Source organism: Pseudonocardia benzenivorans CB1190 (assembly GCF_000196675.2).
Taxonomy (GTDB): domain Bacteria; phylum Actinomycetota; class Actinomycetes; order Mycobacteriales; family Pseudonocardiaceae; genus Pseudonocardia; species Pseudonocardia benzenivorans.
Genome location: NC_015312.1, coordinates 5,475,617 through 5,492,849, shown reverse-complemented (window position 1 = coordinate 5,492,849; position 17,233 = coordinate 5,475,617). Strand labels below are relative to the sequence as shown.

Genomic DNA, 17,233 nt, shown 5'->3' with positions numbered 1-17,233 from the left:
CGACCGGTACCGGACCGCCGGGCGGGGGTGCGATGGATCGGCGGCACGCGTGGGAGGCGTTCCAGTCCGGCGACGATCCCGGTGACGTCGAATCGGGGCTGCTCGACTCCTGGCGGCGCTCGCGGTGGAGCGGGGTCGATCCCGCCCACACCGACATCCCGCAGGTCACCGTCGACGCCGACACGCCGTTCGTGCGCGTCGCCGCCCCGGTGATGCTGAGCCTCGCCGACCAGTTCGCGGGCGCGTCGAGCTGCCTCGCGCTGGCCGACCCGCGCGGCACCGTCGTCTGGCGCTGGGTGTCGGACCGGGGGATCGCCGGCGAGCTCGACGACGTCGGCGTCGTCCGCGGCGGGATGTTCGCCGAGGAGGCCATCGGCACGAACGGCATCGGCACCGCGCTCGAGAGCGGCGGCGCCGCCGTCGTGCTCGGCGCCGACCACTGGGTCGAGGCGTTCCACCGCTGGGCGTGCGTCGCCGCGCCCGTCGTCCACCCGGTGACGCGCAAGGTCCTCGGCGCCGTGAACATCACCTGCCGCGCCGCCGACGCCAGCCGGTTCCTCACCCTCGCCGCCTCGGCGATGGTGCAGGGGGTCTCGGACGCGCTGAAGTCCGACGCCGGGGCATCCGAACGCCGGCTGCTCGAGGCGTTCCTCACCGCCAGGTCCCGCACGACGGCGCCGGTCGTCGCCGTGGACGGGGCGATGCTGCTGGCGACGGACAGCGCCGGGGGAGTGGGCCTGGACCACGCCGAGCTGTGGCCCGTCGTCGTCGAGGCCGGGCCCGGGGGCGAGATCGACGTGGCCGACGGGCTGCGTGCCCAGATCTGGCCGGTCACCGCGGGGACGACGGCCGACGGCGTCGTCCTGACGCTGCGCCCCGACCCGGCGGCCGTCGCGCCCGCCGGCGGGCGCGACCCGCGCGCCGGTCTCGGACCGCTCGAGCACGCGGAGGCCGAGGTCGTCGCGGGTGTGCTCGCCGAGTGCGGCGGCAACAAGGCCGCGGCCGCGGCCCGGCTCGGCATCTCCCGAGGAACCCTCTACGCCAAGATCCGCCGCTACCACCTGACGGCCGCGCCGACCCGCGGCGCGCACCGTCCCGTCTGATCCCCCTGACCCCGCGAGACAGGAGAGCCATGCCCGCGACGCCCGTCGTCAACAAGCTGCGGTTCGGGATCTTCATGCCCCCGTTCAACAGCCCGCCGACGCAGAACGCGACGACGTCGCTGCAGCGCGACGTCGAGACCATCCAGCTGCTCGACCGGCTCGGCTACGACGAGGCGTGGATCGGCGAGCACCACAGCGCGGGCACGGAGATCATCGCCGACCCGCTGACGTTCATCGCCCACGTCGGCGCCCTGACCCGGCACATCAAGCTCGGGACGGGCGTCGTCTCGCTGCCCTACCACCATCCACTGTGGATCGCCGACCGCGCGATCCTGGTCGACCACCTGCTGCGTGGCCGCCTGATGCTCGGGGTCGGCCCGGGGTCCCTGCCGACCGACGCGGCCATGGTCGGGCTCGAGCCCGCGCAGCTGCGCCCCGCGCTGGGGGAGGACCTCGACGTCCTGCTCCGGCTGCTGCGCACCGACGAGCGCGTCACCCACCGCACCGACCGGTACCAGGTCGTCGAGGCACGCACGCAGCTCGCCCCGTACTCCGACCCGTGCTTCGAGATCGCGGTGGCCGCGACGGCCTCGCCCGCCGGCCCGATCCTCGCCGGGACGCACGGCCTGAGCCTGCTCTCGATCGGGGCGACGACGCGCGAGGGCTTCGACGTCCTCGCCCACCACTGGAACGTCGTCGAGGCGGAGGCGGCCAAGCACGGCCGCACGACCGACCGGTCCCGGTGGCGACTCGTCGGGCCGATGCACATCGCGGAGACCAAGGAACAGGCGATCGAGGACGTCCGCTACGGCTTCGACAAGTTCTGCGAGTACACCCAGCGCACGCTCGCGCTGCCGACATTCCGCGCCGAGGGCGACACCTTCGAGGAGCGGGTGGCCTGGATCAACGAGACCGGGCTGGGCGTGATCGGCACCCCCGACGAGGCGATCACCCAGATCCAGCGCTTGATGGACCAGTCCGACGGCGGGTTCGGCTGCTACATGATGATGCAGCACGACTGGGCGAACTGGGAGGCGACGCAGCGGCACTACGAGCTGTTCGCCCGCCACGTCATGCCGGCGTTCCAGCCGTCGCAGCGCCGGCTGCTCGCGGCCGAGGAGTGGGCGCGCAGCCGCCACGGCGAGCTCGACGCCAAGAACGGCGCCGCGATCCAGGCGTGGGCCGACAAGTACGCGGCCGAGAAGACGGAGGCCGCCGGGCAGGCCTGACCCGTGCGCGGCAATGGTCGCCATGGCGACCATCGCCACGCACGAGGGGTCAGCCGACCCGCCGGGTCCGCACCAGGACGCGGTGGGCCCGGGTGAGCGAGGAGACCAGCGCCACCAGCACGACCGACGTCGCGAGGTAGCCGGGCAGGTGACTGCCGGAGTGCGCCGGGTTCAGCACTGCCATGCCCAGCCCGGCGGCGACACAGACCAGCGGCGTGATCGTCCCGACCAGCGTGATGAGGCCCAGCGCCCGGATCGGCCGCGCCCGCCGCAGCGCGGCGAGGGTGCCGATCGCGAGTGCGGCCGCGACCAGGCTCGCGCCGGTCTCGACGTGGAACAGCAGCGTCGACGCCCACGTCTGCTCCGGCGGCGACGGCGTACCGGTCCAGAACAGCGCCCAGCCGAGCACCAGGGCCGGGAACGTGACGGCGATCAGGGTCGCGGTCCGCCTGCCCTGCGCGGCGGCGAGCTCATGCTGGTACCCCGGCGCGAGCTCGGCGACCTCCCCGAACTCCGCGACCGCCCGGCGCCGGGCCTCGGCGCGCGGGACACCGTTGTCCGACAGCGACTCGGCTGCGTCCTCCAACCCGTCACGAGCCTCCGCCAGCAGGCTCGCGCGGAGCCGACCGGGCCCGTGCAGCGCGGCACCCAGCGCGCCGAGGTGCGCGTCGATCGGGTCCACGACCGGCGCGGTCATCCGGTGGCCGGCCACGGCTCACCTCCGAGCACGCGGTTCACGACGTCGCGGAACTCCTTCCACTCGCCCCGCTGCGCGGCCAGGGCGTGCCGGCCGGCGCGGGTGAGCTTGTAGGTCCGGCGCTCCCGGCCGCCCACGGTGCTCCACGACCCGGCGAGGCTCCCGGCCCGCTCCAGCCGGCGCAGAGCCGGGTAGACGGTGCCGGTCGGCAGGTCGAGCGCGCCGCCGCTGCGGGCCTGCAGGGCCTCGATGATCGCGTAGCCGTGCAGCGGTCCCGTCTCGAGCACGGCGAGGATCAGGCCGTCGAGATGGCCGCGTACGCTGTCGGGTCGCACGAGTAGCGATTCTACGTACGAGCCCGGGGTTCTGCATAGGGATTCATCAGGGACATCCCTGATGAATATGTAGACAGCCAACCTATAACGTGGGCTGCGTGGACATCGCCGTAACCGCACCGGAGGCCGTGCCCGAGGCGTCGGCCCGCCGTCCCCGAGTCACGCTCTGGCTGCTGCGGGGCACCGTCACCGCACACCTCATCGCGGTGGTCTGCCAGCCCGTCCTCGCCGGCCTCTTCCTCACCGGAGACGTGGCCGCGATCGAGATGCACGCGACCGTCGCCGACGTCGTCGGCTTCCTGACGCTCGGGACGATCGCCGTCGCGATCGGGTACGTGACCGGCGGCCGTGGCCGGATCTGGGTGCTGCCGGTCGCCGTCGTGCTCTTCCTCGCCGAGGGCCTGCAGATCTTCCTCGGCTACGCCCGGATGCTGCAGTTCCACATCCCGCTCGGGGTGACGATCGTCGTCGCCGCGGTGCTGCTCGCGATCTGGGCCTGGCTGCCGTCGGCCACGCGGGCGCGCGGCGGCCGGGCATGACGCCCCGGCTGTCCCGGCGCGGGTTCCTCGGCGTGCTCGGCGGAGCGGTGGCCGTCGCCGGTCTCGCGGGATGCGGCGCGGTCGGTCTCGACACCCCCGCCGGGCAGACGGGCGAGATGCTGACCAGCGCCGTCCCGCTGCCGGCGCCCTACCGGGTGCCGTTGCCGATCCCGGCCGTCGCGCGGCCGACCGGGACCCTCGGGGGCGCCGACCTCTACGAGATCACCCAGCGCACCGCCGACGTCGAGATCATCCCCGGGCTGCGCACCACGATCTGGGGGTACGACGGGACCTTCCCGGGACCGACGTTCGAGACCTGGTCCGGGCGTCCGGTCGTCGTACGGCACACCAACCGGCTCCCGGTCCCGACGGTGGTGCACCTGCACGGCGGGCACACCCCGTCGGACTCCGACGGCTGGCCGCTCGACCTCGTCCTCCCGGTCGGCGACACGTCGAACTGGGCGCACGTGCACAACGGGGTCCCGATGGTCGGCAACACCATCGCCGGTACCCGGGAGCACCACTACCCGATGAGCCAGCGCGCGGCGACCCTCTGGTACCACGACCACCGGATGGACTTCACCGCTCCGAACGTCTACCGCGGGCTCGCCGGGATGCACCTCGTCCGCGACGACGTCGAGGACGCGCTGGGGCTGCCCGCGGGCGACCACGAGCTCCCGCTGTTCGTCTGCGACCGCGCGTTCGCCGCCGACGGGTCGTTCGACTACCCGTCGCTCGACCGGACGCTGCGCACCGTCCCCGGCGTCGAGGACCGCTACATGTCCGGCGTGCTGGGCGACGTCGTACTGGTCAACGGCGCGCCGTGGCCGGTCCACGAGGTCGACGGCACCCGGTACCGGCTGCGGATCGTCAACGGGTCCAACGCCCGCCGCTACTCGTTCGCGCTGCGCGTCCCCGGTGGTCCGGACCTGCCGTTCACCCAGGTCGGGTCCGACGGCGGCCTGCTCGCCGCCCCGGTCCGGCAGACCGCGCTCGACGCCGCGCCCGGCGAGCGGTTCGACGTCGTCGTCGACTTCGCCGCGGTCCCCGTCGGCACCGAGGTCACGATGGTCAACACGCTCGGCACCGGGTCGACCGCCGACGTCGTGCGCTTCCACGTCGTGCGCGCGGCCCGCGACGACAGCCGGGTCCCCGCCCGGCTCGCCGACGACGTCGCCCCGCTGGTGCCGGGCCCGGTCGTGCGCGAGTTCGCGTTCGGCCGGGGCGCGGTCGGCGACACCCGGGGCTGGACGATCAACGGCCACGCGTTCGACCCGAACTCCTCGCTCGCCGACATCCCGCTCGGCCAGGTCGAGACGTGGCGGTTCCGCAGCGACGTCCACCATCCGGTGCACGTGCACCTCGACCCGTTCCAGGTGCTCGCGCGCGACGGCAAACCCCCGCGCCCCACCGACGTCGGGTGGAAGGACACCGTCGACGTGCTGCCGGCGGAGATCGTCGACGTCGCCGTCCGCTTCACCGACCTCGCGGGCCGCTATGTCTTCCACTGCCACAACCTCGAGCACGAGGACATGGCGATGATGGCCACGATCCGCACCGTCTGACGGCCGCGACCTGGACGGTTGCGGAGCGTGAGGGTAGCCGGGACCGTCACCGTTGTGGGTGATCTGCACGTCAGGGCCACGAAGTCACTACCCCCGCACCGTATGGATTCGCCGCGGCCCGCTCCCTACCGTTCTCGGTAACGCAGGCCTGGACGGGTGAGGGGGTTCCCGCCGATGCAGTGGGTCAACGTCATCCTCGCCGTCTGCTGTCTGGGGCTCGGTGCCCTGCACCTGACGCGGCTCGCCCTGATGCGGGGCGACCGGGTCGGGGAGGCCTCGCACGCCGCGATGGGGCTCGGCATGGCGGCGATGTACTCGCCGCTCGGGGATCCCGTCCCGGGACCGGTGTGGATCGTGGTGTTCGCCGGCACCGGGCTGTGGTTCGCCGCGCTTGCCGTCCGGGCCGGCATCGGCACCCGCGACGCGGGCTATCACGTCGCCTGCGCGGTCGCGATGCTGTTCGTGCTGACCGCGGGCGGGCACGGGACGCCGGGCGGCCACGGCGGGCACCCCGACGTCGCGCTGCTGTCCGTCGCGGCCCTGCTGTTCGCGGGGTTCTTCGCGTGGCACGCCCTGCGCTGCGGCGACCGGCTCGTCGCCGCCGCGCGTGGAGGCGCCTCGTGCGAGTGCGCGCCGGAGGCGCCGCCGCCGGTGCACGCGGCGGGGACCGTCGTGCGCGCCACGGCGGGGCCGACGGCCGCCACGCGGGCGCTCACCGCGGGCGAGGCGGTCGCGCCCGGCCGGCTGGCCCGGGTGCGGTCGGTGCGCACCGCCACCGGGGCCCACATCGCGATGGCCGGGGCCATGACGGTGATGTGCCTGGGCATGCTCTGACGTCCTGCTCCGCGTGGGTGACGGGCAGGCCGCCGCGGCGTCGGCGACGTAGCATCGCAACGGGTTCGGGGCCGTCGGGGGACCCGCGACCCGAGCCCGCGCGACCGGGCCACCCGGACGGATCGGGCGGCGGGCGACCGCTAGATTTCACGCCTGCGCCGGCGAGCCCCCGATCGTCCGGCCGACGAGCGGAAGCGAGGCACACTCCTCATGGCGAGCATCGAAGAGGTCCGGGCCGGTATCGCACTGGCCAACGACAAGGCCTCGGAGAGTCTCGGGGCGCTGCAGCAGGCGCAGTCCTGCATCGAGCAGGCGCAGTCGGCGTTGCAGCAGGTCACCGCGGGCAGCAGCCAGTCCGACGTCGACCAGGCCAACGCCGCCTACGCCGAGGCGGCCCGCAGCATCTCCGCGGTGCAGCAGGCCGTCGCGTCGGCCATCCAGGAGTCCGAGGGCGTCGCGGCCCGGCTGTGAGGGCGGCGACCTGCGGAGCGGGAGCAGACGGTGTCCGTCGCTGAGGTGAGGGCCGCGCTGGCCGAGGTGGCCGAGCTGACGCGCACGGCAGGCGAGCTGGCCGCGCTGGCCCGCGAGCGGATCGACGCTGCGGTACGGGTCCTGGCCGAGCTGAGCAGGCAGCACCCGGAGTCGTTGGTGCCCAAGGGTCTGGCCGGTGCCGTCGACGAGCTCGACCGTGGCCACGGGCACCTGGCCACCGCGCTGACCGCCGTCGGCGACCTCGACGCGCGGCTCTGATGGCCGGGTCGTGATGGCGCGCAGGCCGGGTCGCCGGGAGCGGATCGTCTCGGCGTTCGCAGACTTCGCCGACGCCGTCGAGGCCGCACTGCGCGGTGCGGGGGCTGCCCGCGACGAGGCCGTGCGCGCCCATGCCCGCGCCATGCTGGAGCTCTGGCTGCGCACCGACGGGCTCGACGCCGCACGGGCCGACGAGGGCCTCGCCGCCGCGTTCGCGTCGGCCGAGCTGGCGCCCGTCGTCGCGCGTGTCGAGGCCGACCACGCCGCCGCGTTCGACACCTGGCAGGCCGGTGGCCCCGCGGCGCTGCGTGCGGTGTTCGACGAGGCGGCCCCCGGCGCCGCGGGCGACGACCCGGACCGCTGGATCGGCGACGCGGGCAAGGACGACGGGACCGACGGCGTCCCGCGGCTGTGGCGGATCGGCCACGCGTCGGTCGCCGGGGGCGAGTCGTTCCCGGTCGGGGTGCCGCTGCTCGACGACTCGCACCTGCAGGTCGTCTCCGCCCCCGACTGCCGCGCCACCGCCGAGGCGCTCGTCGAGGCGCTGCTGGTCCGGGTGCTGTCGTACTTCCGGCCGGGTCTGGTGGCCGTGCACGTCTGGGACGTCGGCCAGTTCACCGGCTCGCTGCCCGGGCTCTACCCGCTGACCAGCACCGGCCTGCTCACCGTGCACGATCCCGGCCGGCTGCCGGCCCTGCTGGAGGAGCTCTCCGACCGGATCCGGCGGGTGCACACCCGGGTCCTGGTCGACGGGCACCCGTCGTTGCGCGCGCTCGCCGCGGAGACCGACGGCAGGCGCACCGAACCGTGGCTCGTCGCGGTGCTCGTCGGCAACCGGACCGCCCTGTCCGAGGACGACCACCGCCAGCTCCAGCGCGTGGCCCGAGGCGGCCTGGCCTGCGGCATCTCGCTGGTCCTGCTCGACGTGCCGGTGACGCTCAACGCCGCGGTCGAGACCGTCGACATGCGACCGCCGCGACAGGTGCGGACGTCGATGACCGGCCCGCACGTCGACGTCCGGCTCGACCGGCCGTTGCCCCGGGACAAGGTCGTCGCCGCGGGGATCGCGATCAGCCGGGCGCACGAGGAGTGGCGCAGCCGGGTCGGCACCTTCGCGGACCTGCTGCCGCCCCCCGCGGAGTGGGGGACCGGCCGCGGGGAGCGCGGCGGCACCGCGGCCGGGGTGCACGCGCCCGTCGGGTTCGCCGAGGGCCTGCGCAAGGACCTCGTACTGGCCGACGGCTCCCCGCACGCGCTGATCGGCGGCCCGAGCGGCACCGGCAAGACCAACCTGCTGCTGACCATGATCGGTTCGATGGCGGCCCGCTACAGCCCCCACGAGCTGGAGTTCTACCTGCTCGACTTCAAGGAGGGCGTGTCGTTCGCGCAGTTCGCGCCGGGGCGCCGCGACACGACCTGGCTGCCGCACGCGCGTCTGGTGGGGGTCAACGTCAACACCGACCGCGAGTTCGGGTTGGCGCTGCTGCGGTTCCTGTCCGACGAGATGCGCAGGCGGGCCGACGCCGCGAAGGAGCACGAGGTCACCAAGCTCGAGGAGCTGCGCCACCGCGACCCACACGGGCACTGGCCGCGCATCGTCGCCGTGATCGACGAGTTCCAGTACCTGTTCGCCGAGCGCGACGACGTGACCCGGGCCGCCACCCAGCTGCTGGAGGACGTGGCCCGGCGCGGTCGCTCGCAGGGGATCCACCTCGTCCTCGCCAGCCAGGACGTGTCGGGCATCGAGGCGTTCTGGGGCCGCCCCGCGATCTTCGAGCAGTTCGTCCTGCGGGTCGCGCTGCCGCGGGCGCGCCGCGTGCTCGCCGACCTCAACGACGCCGCGCTCGACCTCCCGCGCTGGCACGCCGTGCTCAACCACGAGTCGGGCATCAAGCACGGCAACGAGATCGTCCGCATCCCCGACGCGGCGCAGTCGACCCTCGCCCTGCTGCAGCAGCGCCTGCACGACGACCACGCCGCCGCCTTCGCCCCGCCCGTGCTGTTCGACGGGGCCCGCGCCCCGCGCTACGCCGACCTCGCCGACCGGCTCCCGGCCGCGGGCGGCGGCGCGACGCCGCGGGCGCTCGTCGGCCAGGTGATCGACGTCGCCGCGAGCCCCGCGACCGTCGCACTGCCCGACGCGCCCGCCCGCAACATCGCCGTCCTCGGGGCCGGGGCGTCCGACGCGCTCGCGGTGCTGGCCGCGGCCACGGCGTCGCTGCGCGACCAGTACGCGCCGGGGGAGGTCGACGTCGTGCTGGTGCCGCTCGTCGTCGAGGCCGTGGAGCCCGCGCGGCGGATGGCCGCCCGGTTGGCGGGGCACGCCGTCACGACCGTCGGGCTCGACGGGGTCCGTGAGCGGGTCGAGACGCTCGCGGCCGACGTGACGGCCCGGCTCTCCGGCGGCCCACGCCGCCCGGTCCACCTCGTCCTCCTCGGTGGAGACGCTGCCGACCACATCCTCGACCGGCCGGGGACCGAGGCGCTGCGGCGCATCCTGCACTTCGGCCCGGAGACGGGCGTGCACGTGCTGGGGTGGTGGCGCAGCGTCGGGCGGCTTCGGACACTGCTCACCCTCGGCGCCGCTCCCGACGACATCGGCGCCTGGGTGGCGCTCGACGTGCAGGGCAGCGAGCTCGGGCCGCTCGGGCCGGGGCTGCTGCAGTGGGCGCCGCGGCCCGGCCGCGGCCTGTTCTTCGACCGCGCGCAGCACGCCCGGCCGCAGGTCGTCCTGGTGCCGGAGCCGGAGCAGGACCAGGCATCACGGTCCGGTGCGGCGGGCGAGGTGCCGCTGTCGGGTGCGGCGGGCGAGGTGCCGCTGTCGAGTGCGCCCGGTGACGTGCCGCTGTCCGGTGCGGCCGGTGACGTGTCACGGGAGGACCGGGGATGACGTTCGACGAGCCCTCGGAGCAGCAGCAACCCGCGCACGCGGCGAGCCCCGCGGACCGCTACAAGGCCATCACGGCCGAGATCACCGGCGCCGTCGAGGCCGTTCGGGAACGCGACCGGGCGCGCGCAGCCGAGCTCACCCGCGTCCTCGCCGAGCTCGACGACGCCATGACGCGCGTCGGTGACCGGGTCGCGCTGTCGCGGCTGGCCGTCGAGCTGCACTGGGAGGCCGCGCTCGAGGCGCTGTGGTCGGAGTCCTGGATGACGTTGCGCCCCATGCCGTCCCCCGAGCCGACGCCGCCCGGCTCCGGCCAGCGGGCGAGCCTCGACGAGCTCGACGAGGCGGTCGCCGCCCGGTTCGCCGAGCTGTCCGACGCCGTGCACCGCCGCCGGCTGGGCCTGCGCCGCTGACCGGGCGTCCGCCCGTCGTGGACGGGGCCGCCCGCCGGGCGCGGGTGCGGATCAGTCCTCGTCGTCGCGGGCCAGGAAGCTCGCCAGCCGCTCCACGGCGTCCTCGAACGCCGGGTTCTGGTCGACGAAGGCGCGCAGCCGGTCGGCGACCCACTCGATGCTGACCTGCTCCTCGCCCCGGCGGTCGACGAGCTCCTCGATGCCCCGGTCGGTGAAGTACACGCCCGCATAGTAGGCGTGGGCCTACCGCCCGCCGGTCGGACCTCGTGAGTGGCGATGGTCGCCATGGCGACCATCGCCACTCACGGTCAGCCCGGATCAGCTCAGCTCAGCGCCTCGTCGAGGATCGCGGCCTGCTCGACCTCGTGGACCTTCGACGAGCCGGCCGCGGGCGCGGCCATCCGGCGCCGCGACACGCGGGTCAGGCCCGAGAGCCGCTCCGGGAGCTTCTCCCGCAGGTCGAGGCCGAAGAACGGCCACGCGCCCTGGTTGGCCGGCTCCTCCTGGACCCAGCGGATGTCGTCGGCGTTGGGGTAGCGCTCGAGGACCGCGGCGAGCTGGCGGTCGGGCACCGGGTAGAGCTGCTCGATGCGGACGATCGCGATGTCGTCGCGCCCGCCGCGCTTCTCCATCGCCGCCGCCAGCTCCCAGTAGATCTTGCCCGAGCACAGCAGCACCCGGCGCACCCCGGGGGCGGGGCTGTCGGAGTTGCGGAAGCGCGGGTCGTCGATCACGGTGCGGAAGCGGCCACCGGTGAAGTCCGACAGCGGGCTGACGACCTGCTTGGCGCGCAGCATCCACTTCGGCGTGAACACCACCAGCGGGCGGCGCACCCCGTCGAGGGCGTGCCGGCGCAGCAGGTGGAAGTGGTTCGCGGGCTCCGACGGCATCGCGACCGTCATCGACCCCTCGGCACACAGCTGCAGGAACCGCTCGATGCGTCCGGAGCTGTGGTCGGGGCCCTGGCCCTCGAGGCCGTGCGGCAGCAGCAGCACGACGTCGGCCATCTGCCCCCACTTGGCCTCACCGGAGGAGATGAACTCGTCGATGATCGACTGGGCGCCGTTGACGAAGTCGCCGAACTGCGCCTCCCACATGACGAGCGCGTCCGGGTTGGCCACGGAGTAGCCGTACTCGAAGCCGAGCGCCGCGTACTCCGACAGCGCCGAGTCGTAGGGCAGGAAGCGGCCCTGGTCCTCGGCGAGGTTGCGCAGCGGGAAGTACTCCTCGCCGGTCTTGCGGTCGATGACGACCGAGTGCCGCTGCACGAACGTGCCGCGCCGCGAGTCCTGCCCGGAGAGCCGGACCAGCTTGCCGTTGAGCGCCAGCGAGCCCATGGCGAGCAGCTCGCCGAAGGCCCAGTCGACGTCGCCCTCGCGCGACATCTTCTCCCGCTTGGCCAGCACCGGCTTGACCCGCTGGTGCACGGTGAAGCCTTCCGGCAGCTGCACGTGGGCGTCGCCGATGCGGTGGATGACCTCCAGCGGCACCGAGGTGTCGAGGTCGGTGGGCACCGACTGCTCGTTCTCGACCGAGGGCGAGAGCGTCGGCGGCGTGCGCTCCAGCTCGCGGACCTCGTTGAACACGTGCTCGAGCTGGTTGGAGAAGTCCTTCAGCGCGGCCTCGGCCTCGTCGACGGTGATGTCGCCGCGGCCGATCAGGGACTCGGTGTAGATCTTGCGGACGCTGCGCTTGGCGTCGATGACGTCGTACATCGCCGGCTGCGTCATCGAGGGGTCGTCGCCCTCGTTGTGGCCGCGGCGCCGGTAGCAGATCATGTCGATCACGACGTCGTTGTTCCAGCGCTCGCGGTACTCGACCGCCAGCTTGGCGACCCACACGCACGCCTCGGGGTCGTCGCCGTTCACGTGGAAGACCGGCGCGCCGATCATCTTCGCGACGTCGGTGCAGTACTGCGACGAGCGCGACTGCTCGGGCGCGGTGGTGAACCCGACCTGGTTGTTGACGACGACGTGCACGGTGCCGCCGGTGCGGTAGCCGCGCAGCAGGGCGAGGTTCAGCGTCTCGGCCACGACGCCCTGCCCGGCGAACGCGGCGTCGCCGTGCAGCATCAGGGGCAGCACCGGGAAGGCGCCGTCGCCCTGGTCGAGCAGGTCCTGCTTGGCCCGGACGATCCCCTCGAGCACGGGGTCGACGGCCTCGAGGTGGCTCGGGTTGGACGCCAGCGACACGACCGTCTCGCCGTCGCCGAACATGCGGAAGTACTTGCCCTCGGCGCCGAGGTGGTACTTGACGTCGCCGGAGCCGTGGGCCTGGCCCGGGTCGAGGTTGCCCTCGAACTCGCGGAAGATCTGGCTGATCGGCTTGCCGACGATGTTGGCCAGCACGTTGAGCCGGCCGCGGTGCGGCATGCCGATGACGACCTCGGCGAGCTCGTGCTCGGCAGCCTTGTCCAGCACGGCGTCGAGCAGCGGGATGACGGTCTCGCCGCCCTCCAGGGAGAACCGCTTCTGCCCGACGTACTTCGTCTGCAGGAAGGTCTCGAACGCCTCGGCGGCGTTGAGCTTCGACAGGATGTACTTCTGCTCGACGACCGGCGGCTTCTGGTGCGGGACCTCGATGCGCTCCTGCAGCCAGGCCCGCTGCTCCGGGTCGGCGATGTGCATGTACTCGGTGCCGATGGTGCGGCAGTACGCGTCGCGCAGCACACCGAGCACGTCGCGCAGCTTCATCCGCAGCTGGCCCGCGAAGCCGCCGACCGCGAACTCGCGGTCGAGGTCCCACAGCGTCAGCCCGTGGCTGAGCACGTCGAGGTCGGGGTGACGGCGCTGGCGGTAGTTGAGCGGGTCGGTGTCGGCCATCAGGTGGCCGCGCGTGCGGTAGGACTCGATCAGCTCGAGGACGCGCGCGGTCTTGTCGACCTCGCCCTCGGCGAAGTCCTGCACCCAGCGGATCGGCTCGTACGGGACGCGCAGGGAGCGGAAGATGTCGTCGAAGAACCCGTCGCCGCCCAGCAGCAGGTGGTGGACCCGGCGCAGGAAGTCGCCCGACTCCGCGCCCTGGATGATCCGGTGGTCGTAGGTCGACGTCAGCGTGATGATCTTGCTGATGCCGAGCTCGGCGAGCCGCTCCTCGCTGGCGCCCTGGAACTCGGCGGGGTACTCCATCGCGCCGACACCGACGATCGTGCCCTGGCCCTGCATCAACCGCGGCACCGAGTGGTTGGTGCCGAGGGTGCCCGGGTTGGTGAGGCTGATCGTGGTGCCCGCGAAGTCCTCGGCGGCGAGCGTGCCGTTGCGCGCCTTGTGGACCATGCTCTCGTAGGCGGACCAGAACTGCGCGAAGGTCATCTCCTCGCAGCCCTTGATCGACACGACGACGAGGGAACGCTGCCCGTTCTTGCCCTGCAGGTCGATCGCGAGGCCGAGGTTGACGTGCTCCGGCTGGACGGCGGTGGGCTTCCCGTCGACCTCGACGAAGTGCCGGTTCATCACCGGGAAGTCGGCCAGCGCCTTGACCACCGCGTAGCCGATGAGGTGGGTGAACGACAGCTTGCCGCCACGCGTGCGCTTGAGCTGGTTGTTGATGACGATGCGGTTGTCGGCGATGAGCTTCGCCGGCACGGCGCGCACGCTCGTCGCGGTCGGCACGGCGAGCGAGGCGTTCATGTTCTTGACGACGGCGTTCGCCGCCCCGCGCAGGGGCAGCACCTCGCCCTCGGCGGCGGCGGGCGCGGGCTTGGCGGCACGCGACGTGGTGCCCGCGACGGGCTTGCCGGGGGCGGCGCCGTTCGCCGACCGGTCGGCCTGCTGGGCCGGCTTCTGCGTGGCGGGCTGCTGCACGGTCTTCTCGGTGGTCTTCTCCGCCTTGTCCTCGGGGGCCGGCGCCGAGCCGTTCGCCGCGGCCGTCCCGGAGGCGGCGGCGGAACGGGGAGCGGCGGCGGACGCGGAGGCGGTCGGGGTCGTCGTGGTGGAGGTGGTTCCGTTCGACTCCGTCTCGTCGTCACCGGACGGCGGCCGGTAGTCGGCGAAGAAGTCGTGCCAGGCGGCGTCGACGGCATCCGGGTCGTCGAGGAAACGCTGGTACATCTCCTCGACGAGCCATTCGTTGGGGCCGAACTGGCTCGTCTGGCCGGAGGTACTGCTGGTGGACACGCTGAATCGCCTCGGTTCGCTCGATTTGTCGTCTCTTCGCCGGGACCCTTCGAGAGTAGTCCTCCCCCGAACGGGGAGGTACCGCACGGAGCCTCACTGACCCTGTCGCGTTCGTCGCTCCGGACGTTTCGCTCCGTGGCGGCCGGTCGGCGCCCGGCACCGACCGTTCGGCCTCCCCCGTCCGGGGGTGCGGGCGGGGGAGGCGGGTCACCCCCTCGGCGGCGGGACCAGCGGGGTCGCCGTGGCACGGACCGTCCAGCGGCCGGGGACACCGCGCAGCACCGTCGCGGTGAGGGGAGCGGCGTCGAGCCGCCAGAAGCCCGTCGCGGGCGCACCCAGCACGGCCAGCACCACCGCCCGGACGACGGCCGCGTGGGTGACGACGACGAGGTGCGCCGCGCGCCCCTCCGCAGGGACGAGCCCGGGGTCGGCGAGCGTGGCGGCGACACGCGCGGCAAGTGCGGTGAGCGACTCGCCGTCGTGCGGGGCGGCGTCGGGATCGGCGAGCCACGTCCCGACGGCGGCCGGCTCGGCGGCGGCGACCTCGTCGAGGGTGGAGCCGCGCCAGCGGCCGAGGTCCCAGTCGCGCCACACGTCGGCGGGGCGGGCCGCGAGGCCCAGCGCGGCCGCCGTCGCGACGCAGGCCTGCGCGGGGGAGCACACCGCGGCCGTGACGCGGGACAGCGCGCCCCGCGCGGCCCCGGCGGCCGCCGCCCCCCGGGGTTCGAGCGGCTCGTCGGCGGCGAAGGCGGCCGCCGCGGTCGCGGCCGTCGACGCGTGCGTGACGAGGGTGAGGCGGGCGCTCGCGGGCGCTGCGGCGCTCACTGGGGTGCGCCGGTCAGCCGAGCCACTCCCGGACCTGGCCCAGCAGCCCGACCGGGTCCTTCGAGACGGGCGAGACGTGCAGGTGCGTCACCCCGGCCTCGGCCAGGGAGGCGATCCGCTCGCGGAGCTTCCCGGGCGGCCCGGTGAGCGTCATGCCGTCGACGAACTCCTCCGGCAGGGCCGCCGCGGCCTCCTCCTTGCGCCCGTCGAGGTAGAGGTCCTGGACGGTCCTCGCCGCGTCCGGATAGCCCTGCCGGGCGAAGACCGTGTTGTAGAAGTTCCGACCGCGCGCGCCCATCCCGCCGATGTAGAGCGCGAACATCGCACGGGCGGCGTTGCGGGCGTGCACGATCATGTCGTCGTCGACGGCGAGGAAGCCGCCGCCGGTCATCTGCAGCGGACCCAGCGCCGGGTCGCGCTTGGCGAAGCCCTCCTCGAGCGCGGGACCGAACACCTCGCGCACCTTCTCGGGCACGACGACGTGCGGCAGCCAGCCAGTCGCGATCTCCGCGGTCATCGCCACGTTGCGCTCGCCGAGGGCGGCGATCCACACCGGGATGTCGGCGCGGACCGGGTGGTTGATCAGCTTGAGCGGCTTGCCCAGCCCGGTGCCGCGGTCCTCCGGCAGCGGGATCTCGTAGAGGCCGTGGTGGGTGACGCGCTCGCGCGCCCAGACCTTGCGGCAGATCTCGACGACCTCGCGGGTCCGTGCGACCGGCTTGTCGTAGGGCACGCCGTGGAAGCCCTCGATGACCTGCGGTCCGGACGCGCCGAGGCCGAGCACGAAGCGGCCGCCCGACAGCGCGTCGAGCGACGCGGCCGTCATCGCCGTCAGCGTGGGCGTGCGGCTGTAGATCGGGAGGATGCCCGAGCCGATCTCCACCCGCTCGGTGCGCGCGGCGAGGTAGCCCATCGTCGAGACGGCGTCGAAGCTGTAGGCCTCCGCGACCCACACGATGTCGAGTCCCGCCTTCTCCATCTCGACGACGGACTCCGCCGTCGCGCGCGGGTCGTCCCCGTAGGAGATCTGGGTGGACAGTTTCATCGACGCCATGCCCGTTGAGTAGCCCACAAGTTACTCACGAGTCAAGCGACCCGGCTGCGGCTACGACCACGGTGTGCGCGGCCGGGCGAGCGCGACGCCGTCGATCTCGACGTCGACGCGCTCGTCGAAGAACGCGACGAGCCCGGCGAGCGGGGTGGCGTCGGGCAGCGGCTGCGGGTAGGTCCACGCGACGTCGGGCAGGCCGCCGGCGGACAGGTAGCTCGCCACGCCCTTGTACGCGCAGGTGGTGACGGTGTCGCTCGGCGCGAGGTCGGCGACGAGGTCGGCCCGCGGGAGGTAGTGCCGTACCGGCAGGTTGGTCTCGAACACCGCCGTCGGCGTCCGGCTCTCGGCGAGCAGCACCCCGTCCGCCGAGATCCGCACGTGCCGGGAGCTGCGCCGCGCGTCGACGCGGTGGTACGGGTCGCGCGGATGGCCGACGACCGGCTCGTCCTCCTCCCACCACGTGTCCGGGCCGGCGAAGTCGACGACGACGTGCCCGGCGAGGTCGGGGTCCTCGGGGCGGAACGCGGCCCCGCGCAACGGCGCCGCCCCGGTGCTCATCGTCAGCACCGCGCCCGGTGTGCTGTGCACGCCGAACCCGGTCTCGGGCGTCAGCACCTGGGCGCCGGCGGGCCCGACGGGGACGGCGCCGGGCCCGTCGCGACGGCCGGCGTAACCCGGGTCGGGCGTGAGCGTGGCGACGACGTCGTCGACCGGGACGGCGTACTGCGGCACGACCCGGCCCGGCTCCCACACCAGCGCCGCGCGCGAGGAGTCGAGCAGCAGCGTCCCGCCCGACCACGCCCGTACCCGGCGGGCGATCGGCTCGTGGCGCAGCGCGGGCAGGCTCGCGGCGAGATGGTCTCCGACGCGCAGGGCCATGACGGCCTCCG

The 17,233-nt window shown here is 73.8% G+C and carries 16 protein-coding genes; 9 read left to right on the top strand and 7 right to left on the bottom strand.

The window, feature by feature from the left end; all coding sequences use genetic code 11:
- Window positions 1-32 precede the first annotated feature (32 nt).
- Together PSED_RS25770 and PSED_RS25765 are read left to right on the top strand one after the other, a co-directional pair.
- Window positions 33-1,103 carry a helix-turn-helix domain-containing protein gene (locus PSED_RS25770; protein ID WP_013677170.1) on the top strand — a complete coding sequence of 357 codons (1,071 nt, stop codon included), beginning with the start codon at window positions 33-35 and terminating at the stop codon, window positions 1,101-1,103.
- Between the two features lie 29 nt (window positions 1,104-1,132).
- Entirely contained in the window at window positions 1,133-2,332 is a 1,200-nt protein-coding gene (locus tag PSED_RS25765) for an LLM class flavin-dependent oxidoreductase (RefSeq protein WP_013677169.1), read from the top strand.
- Window positions 2,333-2,381: 49 nt separating this feature from the next.
- On the opposite strand, the gene PSED_RS25760 is transcribed toward PSED_RS25765, so the two are convergent.
- Together PSED_RS25760 and PSED_RS25755 are read right to left on the bottom strand one after the other, a co-directional pair.
- Complete coding sequence (locus PSED_RS25760) at window positions 2,382-3,044, bottom strand: permease prefix domain 1-containing protein (protein WP_013677168.1); 663 nt, start codon at window positions 3,042-3,044, stop codon at window positions 2,382-2,384.
- Entirely contained in the window at window positions 3,026-3,364 is a 339-nt protein-coding gene (locus tag PSED_RS25755; protein WP_013677167.1) for a PadR family transcriptional regulator, read from the bottom strand. The genes PSED_RS25760 and PSED_RS25755 overlap by 19 nt, the downstream gene beginning before the upstream one ends.
- A gap of 98 nt (window positions 3,365-3,462) precedes the next feature.
- Here PSED_RS25755 and PSED_RS25750 point away from each other — a divergent pair, with 98 nt between their 5' ends.
- The 7 genes from PSED_RS25750 to PSED_RS25720 all read left to right on the top strand — a co-directional run bounded on the left by PSED_RS25750 (window position 3,463) and on the right by PSED_RS25720 (window position 10,352).
- Window positions 3,463-3,903: a hypothetical protein gene (locus PSED_RS25750; RefSeq protein ID WP_049803507.1), complete on the top strand. Its 441-nt coding sequence runs from the start codon at window positions 3,463-3,465 to the stop codon at window positions 3,901-3,903.
- Window positions 3,900-5,468 carry a multicopper oxidase family protein gene (locus tag PSED_RS25745; RefSeq protein ID WP_013677165.1) on the top strand — a complete coding sequence of 523 codons (1,569 nt, stop codon included), beginning with the start codon at window positions 3,900-3,902 and terminating at the stop codon, window positions 5,466-5,468. The genes PSED_RS25750 and PSED_RS25745 overlap by 4 nt, the downstream gene beginning before the upstream one ends.
- 174 nt (window positions 5,469-5,642) lie before the next feature.
- Window positions 5,643-6,302 (top strand): DUF5134 domain-containing protein, encoded by a 660-nt coding sequence (locus PSED_RS25740; RefSeq protein ID WP_013677164.1) that lies wholly within the window; start codon window positions 5,643-5,645, stop codon window positions 6,300-6,302.
- Between the two features lie 210 nt (window positions 6,303-6,512).
- The gene (locus PSED_RS25735; RefSeq protein ID WP_013677163.1) at window positions 6,513-6,773 is read left to right on the top strand and encodes a hypothetical protein; all 261 of its coding nucleotides are present in this window, start codon (window positions 6,513-6,515) and stop codon (window positions 6,771-6,773) included.
- 30 nt (window positions 6,774-6,803) lie between these two features.
- Window positions 6,804-7,052, top strand: a complete 249-nt coding sequence (locus PSED_RS25730) for a hypothetical protein (RefSeq protein WP_013677162.1) — start codon at window positions 6,804-6,806, stop codon at window positions 7,050-7,052.
- A gap of 13 nt (window positions 7,053-7,065) precedes the next feature.
- Complete coding sequence (locus PSED_RS25725) at window positions 7,066-9,942, top strand: FtsK/SpoIIIE domain-containing protein (protein WP_013677161.1); 2,877 nt, start codon at window positions 7,066-7,068, stop codon at window positions 9,940-9,942.
- Complete coding sequence (locus tag PSED_RS25720) at window positions 9,939-10,352, top strand: hypothetical protein (protein ID WP_013677160.1); 414 nt, start codon at window positions 9,939-9,941, stop codon at window positions 10,350-10,352. Before PSED_RS25725 ends, PSED_RS25720 begins: the two co-directional genes overlap by 4 nt.
- Window positions 10,353-10,403: 51 nt before the next feature.
- On the opposite strand, the gene PSED_RS25715 is transcribed toward PSED_RS25720, so the two are convergent.
- The 5 genes from PSED_RS25715 to PSED_RS25695 form a co-directional block, all read right to left on the bottom strand.
- Window positions 10,404-10,574, bottom strand: a complete 171-nt coding sequence (locus tag PSED_RS25715) for a DUF6104 family protein (RefSeq protein WP_013677159.1) — start codon at window positions 10,572-10,574, stop codon at window positions 10,404-10,406.
- Between the two features lie 101 nt (window positions 10,575-10,675).
- On the bottom strand, window positions 10,676-14,467 hold the full coding sequence (locus PSED_RS25710) for a multifunctional oxoglutarate decarboxylase/oxoglutarate dehydrogenase thiamine pyrophosphate-binding subunit/dihydrolipoyllysine-residue succinyltransferase subunit (RefSeq protein ID WP_013677158.1): 3,792 nt from the start codon (window positions 14,465-14,467) through the stop codon (window positions 10,676-10,678).
- A 207-nt stretch (window positions 14,468-14,674) separates the two neighbouring features.
- Entirely contained in the window at window positions 14,675-15,292 is a 618-nt protein-coding gene (locus PSED_RS25705) for a histidine phosphatase family protein (RefSeq protein WP_013677157.1), read from the bottom strand.
- Between the two features lie 13 nt (window positions 15,293-15,305).
- On the bottom strand, window positions 15,306-16,337 hold the full coding sequence (locus PSED_RS25700) for an LLM class F420-dependent oxidoreductase (RefSeq protein WP_041762390.1): 1,032 nt from the start codon (window positions 16,335-16,337) through the stop codon (window positions 15,306-15,308).
- 60 nt (window positions 16,338-16,397) lie between these two features.
- On the bottom strand, window positions 16,398-17,222 hold the full coding sequence (locus PSED_RS25695; protein WP_013677155.1) for a DUF427 domain-containing protein: 825 nt from the start codon (window positions 17,220-17,222) through the stop codon (window positions 16,398-16,400).
- Window positions 17,223-17,233 lie beyond the last annotated feature (11 nt).